The sequence below is a fragment of the Methylobacterium sp. E-046 genome, assembly GCF_022829625.1.
Taxonomy (GTDB): Bacteria; Pseudomonadota; Alphaproteobacteria; order Rhizobiales; family Beijerinckiaceae; genus Methylobacterium; species Methylobacterium longum.
Genome location: NZ_JAKSYP010000259.1, coordinates 1 through 4,779 on the forward strand (window position 1 = coordinate 1; position 4,779 = coordinate 4,779).

5 protein-coding genes and 1 pseudogene are annotated in these 4,779 nt (G+C 66.6%); 4 read left to right on the top strand and 2 right to left on the bottom strand.

Going from position 1 to position 4,779, the window contains the following annotated elements:
- Nucleotides 1-333: 333 nt before the first annotated feature.
- Both MKK82_RS28630 and MKK82_RS28635 read left to right on the top strand, forming a co-directional pair.
- Nucleotides 334-1,578 carry a hypothetical protein gene (locus tag MKK82_RS28630; protein WP_243987586.1) on the top strand — a complete coding sequence of 415 codons (1,245 nt, stop codon included), beginning with the start codon at nt 334-336 and terminating at the stop codon, nt 1,576-1,578.
- A gap of 88 nt (nt 1,579-1,666) precedes the next feature.
- Nucleotides 1,667-2,098, top strand: coding sequence for a hypothetical protein (locus MKK82_RS28635; protein WP_243987587.1), 432 nt, complete (start codon nt 1,667-1,669; stop codon nt 2,096-2,098).
- A 72-nt stretch (nt 2,099-2,170) separates the two neighbouring features.
- Here the strand turns inward: MKK82_RS28635 and MKK82_RS28640 are convergent, their stop codons facing one another.
- Nucleotides 2,171-2,917 (bottom strand): Crp/Fnr family transcriptional regulator, encoded by a 747-nt coding sequence (locus MKK82_RS28640; RefSeq protein WP_243987588.1) that lies wholly within the window; start codon nt 2,915-2,917, stop codon nt 2,171-2,173.
- Between the two features lie 348 nt (nt 2,918-3,265).
- Here MKK82_RS28640 and MKK82_RS28645 point away from each other — a divergent pair, with 348 nt between their 5' ends.
- Nucleotides 3,266-3,526, top strand: coding sequence for a DUF6894 family protein (locus MKK82_RS28645; RefSeq protein ID WP_243987589.1), 261 nt, complete (start codon nt 3,266-3,268; stop codon nt 3,524-3,526).
- 128 nt (nt 3,527-3,654) lie between these two features.
- Here MKK82_RS28645 and MKK82_RS28650 read toward each other — a convergent pair whose 3' ends face one another.
- Nucleotides 3,655-4,014: an HU family DNA-binding protein gene (locus MKK82_RS28650; protein ID WP_243987590.1), complete on the bottom strand. Its 360-nt coding sequence runs from the start codon at nt 4,012-4,014 to the stop codon at nt 3,655-3,657.
- 351 nt (nt 4,015-4,365) lie between these two features.
- Between MKK82_RS28650 and MKK82_RS28655 the strand changes: the two are divergent.
- Nucleotides 4,366-4,779: pseudogene (locus MKK82_RS28655) on the top strand (helix-turn-helix domain-containing protein); the annotation flags it as partial.

Sequence of the window (4,779 nt, forward strand, 5' to 3'; positions counted from 1 at the left end):
GGGCGTCGCTGCCGCCCTGCGGGCCGCCATCGCCATCGTCGGCGGCGGCATGGTGCTCAACGGCCTCGCCTCCCTGCTCTGATCAGCCGACGTGGCGGATCGGCCGTCGCGCTTTCGTCCCCTGATCCTATGATCCCTGGAGGCTTACCGATGCCCTCGCTCAACCCGTTCCGCCGTCAGCAGCCAGACCGCCCCTCACTTCGCGGGCGCGCCGCCGACCTGAAGGCCAGCCTCTCGCGTGCCGTCCGGCAGCCGGAGCCGCAGGCCGCAGCCGAGGCCGTCGATTGGGACAGCCCGCCACCCGGCTTCATGGCCTACCCGGAGCGGGAGCCGATGAGCTTCATCAACATCCCCGAGGGGCTGCGCTTGGAGCTGGAGCGCCTGCACGACATCGCGTGTAATGAGTTCGAGCGCCGAGCCGAGGCCGCCGGTAAGGGCCTGCACGAGACCATGCGTGCAAAGATCGAGGATGGGCTGCGCCACCACCTGCGCCTCGACGGGATCGAGGCCGCCCTCTTCCTGGAGCCGGCGATCCCGACCGACAGCCTGGGTGATCCGGCACTCCTGGCCATCCGAGAAACCGAACGCCTGCAGTACGCGGTCGACCTTGCGTCCAAAGTGCCCCAGCCGCCCGGCACGATCGACCCGCTACCGGAGCAGAAAGCGGCCTTCGATGCCTTCTACGCCCATATCGACACCGTGCTGGTCAGGACGGTGCCGACCACTGCGGCCGGCTGTGCTGCGCGAGCTCGGTTCATGGCCTCCTACCCGCGGGATCGTGGCTTCTCGCTCGATGAGGGCGACGACGGCGGTCAGCACCTGCGCATCCTCGACAACATCGCCCGCTCGCCCGCGCTCAAGGCCGGCACGCAGCCCAGCCGCACGCTCACCGAAATCACCGACGTCTGGCGCAAGATCGAGACCTTCGAGCCTGAGGGTGCCGACGACGCCGCCAATGACGCGTTCGAGCGGCTTGTCGATCGGAAGATCGCCATCCTGGCCGAAGCTGAGGCACTGCCTGCCACGAGACAGAACATTGCGGCCAAGGCGCTAGCCCTCGCCTGGGATCACTTCACGAACGAGTACCGCGCCAGCCGTCCGAGAGGCGACTACGAAACCAGCGGCAGGCTCGCCCTCGACATCAATGCCGCGATGAACGCTGCCGTTGAGCGTGAGACTGATGAGCCCTGCCTCACGCCGAGCCTCGTCACCATGCTCGACCTCGCGTCCGCCACGATGGGCGAACTGCAGGCGGTCCGTGATCTCGCTGAACGCATCGGCAGCGTAGCCTACGCCCATGCGTGGAGCCCTCGCTGCCAACGGCGAGCGCACCCCTCCGGTGCCCCCGACTTCAACGCTGCCGGCATACTGGTGCAGTGGATCGGCGACGTTCTGACGGCGGTAGAGAGCGCCGCTGCGAAGGAAGCGGCGGGTCGTACGCCGAGCGGACAGGACGACCGCGAAAGCCGATTGTCCATGCTGGCCGCCACGACCATCGACAACGGCGACCCCGACGAGATCGCGGCATTCGCCCGCGACCTGCTGGCCCACGTCGAGGCCGAGCGGGCGGGGCGCTGACCCGCCCCCTTCCCCCTGTCGCCGTGCGTACCGCCCCGGCCGGATCCTGCCGGGCCTTCCCCTTCATCGTGACCCGAGACCTGACACCATGGGCGACGTTCTGACCTTCACCCCGCGTCCGAAACCGGCGGCTCCGGAGATCCTGGCGCCGCTGGCCGGGGCGGCACTCCGCGCCAGCCTGGAGGAGGCGGCACAGACCGCCCTCGACGCCGCAGACCGCATCATTGCGGTTCTGGACCGCATGGACGGCGACGCGGACCACGAGGACGGCGGGGACGCTGAGCCCTCGTTGGCCGCGCCCGAGAACGTGGCCGGCTCGCAGGTCGTCTACATGCGAGGCAGCGACCGGGACGGCGAGGCCGAGGCGCCCGAGACCGTTCTGCCGGAGGTGACGGCCGAGACCATGCCGGAACCGCAATCCGAGCCGTTGCCGGTGGCTGCAATCTTGCCCTGGCGCGGTCGCGGCAACGTCATCGCGGCAGCCGGCACGATGCTTCTCGACCTGCTGGAGCGAGCGTAAACCAGGGTCTGTTGTAGGTGGCGAGCGGACGTTGAGCCTTCGCCCCGGAGCGGACGTTCCGCAGAAGCCAATCTACGACGTACCCGAGAGCGGACGCTCGTCGTCGTCGCGTCGGTTCAGGTGGAGATACTTCGGATCGAACTCGGCGAAGGCCATCAGCCGCGCTACGTCGGGAATGCGCACGCGCTTGCTCCTCCATTCGAGCAGGCCCTGACCTCGTAGATCCTGAAGGACCCGGTTCACGTGCACGCTGGTGATCCCCAGTGTGTCTGCGAGATCATCCTGGGTGATCGGGAACTCGAAGCTATCCGCGTCCGCGAGGCCGACCACTTGCAGGCGCACGAGCAACTCGCAGACGAGATGGGCTATCTGCCGGTCGGCATCGCGTTGACCCATGTTGACGAGCCACGCCCGCAGCGTGCCCTCATCGACCAGGGTCGCCCACCAGAGCGCTCGCCTGATCCGGGGGTGGTGGGCCGTTAGATGCTCGATGGCCGAGCGCGGAATATCCACGATGGTGCAGCCCCAGCCGGTGCCGATGCTGTGGTCCATCTCGCCGAGTATGGCGACGTGCAGGTCGCAGAAGTCGCCCGGCACCAGGAAGGCCATGATCTGGCGCCGCCCGTCAGTAAGGGCCTTGTAGCGGCAGGCGAAGCCTTCCACGACGAGGTGCACGTTCTCAGGCCGCTCGCCTTCGGAGCTGATGTCCAAATGCCGTGCGATGCGGCGGGTCCGGCTGGTAAGGCCCTGTAGGACGGCACGGTCCTCGTCGGTCAGACGCGCTCCGTATTCAAGCTTCATGATCAGCGGATTGGACATTCGTGCTCTCTCGCGGCTCGGCCGCGCTGAGAACGAGGAACCGTGAGGCTTCCTTCCGCCATCAGTCGGACGTCGGTCCGGGACCGAAAACCTGTATGTGCGGGGCAAATCCCCAGCCTAAAGCAGGTTCCGATTTTCACATAAGTGAGTCTTTTCCAATTTTTATCGCATCGTCGTGCCGACCTGCTTCAATTATCTTAGTCCTCGCAACTATGTAGCCCGTAAATCGAACGTAAGTTATAGCGCCTCTCGGTTGTATACGACATAGGAAGGCATCGTCGGTTGTTCGACCGTAGGCGCTGGCGGCTGGGTGAGGCGAGCGCTCCCGCCTGCGACTGGGAGGGCCTGATGCCCCGCTTCTTCATCGACACTTTCGACAGCATCGTCGTCATAGATGACGTCGGCCACGAGTTGCCGGATGAGGCTGCTGTCCGGGAGGTTGTCCGCAAGACTTTGGCCGACATGCTCGGGGCCGAGCACAAGGGACGGCCCGCTGCTCAGTACCGAGCCGAGGTTCGCGACGAAGCTGGCAAGAGCATACTGACCGCCTCTGTGCTCATCGTCATCGATAAGGCGCCGGAGCGGAAGGCCGCCGAAGCTGCCGAGTAGCAGACGTTTCCAGCATCCGAAAAAGGCCGGAAGCGGCTGGCGATGGTCTGATGCCTCGCCCGGCGCTGGCTTGCCCACGCACGCCGCGATCAGCGCCTTGCTCGGGGTCCCAGAGCCGCCCCAGGTCGCTATCGTGCGGGCCACGCTGCGGCCGCCGAACGAAGTTCGGCTCGCAGCAGCTGCTCGGCATCCTGCTCAGTGTCGGTCGTCTTAAGGTTGAGCCGGGCCCGCATCCCCTTGCCCGGCTTGAAGTAAATGAACGCCTTGGCCTTGGCCACCACCGGCTCGCGCGTACGTGGGTTCCGGGCAGCGCGAGCATCGCGATCGCGGATGCTGAACGCACCGAAGTCGCGCAGCTCAACGCGGTCGCCGTCCACCAGAGCTAATGCGATGCGATCAAGGATGGCACCGACCACCGCCTCGACATCCTTCGCGTATAGGTGCGGGTTCTGCTCGGTGATGCGGGCGATCAGCTCTGACTTGATCATGGGCGCCCGGTGGTGGGGGACATCACCTGCGGTGCAAGTGCGAGGCCACGCTGCCCCCCTCAACGTTGACTTAACCGTGTCGCCCGGCCGACATGGACCGTCCCGGCTGCACCCGCTTAGGCGAGTCGCTGCCACCATCAGGAGAAACGCCGCCGCGGATCTGAGACCCTGAAACGACTACGGGCCCCCTGTCGCCAAACAGAGAGCCCGCGAAATCGAAATGGTGTCCGGGGACACGGTTCACGCCCCCCAGACATCATAGCTCCCGCCGGGAGTCAACGGGAGCGCCAATTCCCGGAGCGATGAAGTCGTGCCTTGATCACAGCCGCGGTCCAAAAAGGACCGGGATCGATGACCTATGCCAATGAGATCCGCCGACAGGTGGAGGCGGCCCCGCGCGCCGCGTTGCCGGCCGTCACGGCTGCGCTGTGGCGCGCCTACGGGGAAGGGAAGGTGACGGAGGCCGAGGCCGAGGCGCTGTCTGTTCTTATCGAGGGAAGGCGGTTGACCTATGTTCCGCCGACTAGGCCAAAGCTCGAACAAGCCTCGAACCCAGCCGGAACCACGATAACCGAGGTTAAGGCCATCGACCGCCTAGGACCGCCCAGGAGGGCCGTCGGCTCACGCCCGCGCACGGATGCCTCGATGGAGCGCCGCCGCCGCTGGGCCGCCTCTGGACGGCTCCCGCCGGGGCTCGCGGCCCGGTTCACGCTGGCCGAGCAGGCGGTCCTCGCCCTAGTGGCAGCCGAGACTGCGCGCCGGAAG

Bases quoted from the DNA above. Each gene is read 5' to 3' on its own strand.
- MKK82_RS28630 (WP_243987586.1), top strand. From the start codon at position 334: ATGAGCTTCATCAACATCCCCGAGGGGCTGCGCTTGGAGCTGGAGCGC.
- MKK82_RS28635 (WP_243987587.1), top strand. From the start codon at position 1,667: ATGGGCGACGTTCTGACCTTCACCCCGCGTCCGAAACCGGCGGCTCCG.
- MKK82_RS28640 (WP_243987588.1), bottom strand. From the start codon at position 2,917: ATGTCCAATCCGCTGATCATGAAGCTTGAATACGGAGCGCGTCTGACC.
- MKK82_RS28645 (WP_243987589.1), top strand. From the start codon at position 3,266: ATGCCCCGCTTCTTCATCGACACTTTCGACAGCATCGTCGTCATAGAT.
- MKK82_RS28650 (WP_243987590.1), bottom strand. From the start codon at position 4,014: ATGATCAAGTCAGAGCTGATCGCCCGCATCACCGAGCAGAACCCGCAC.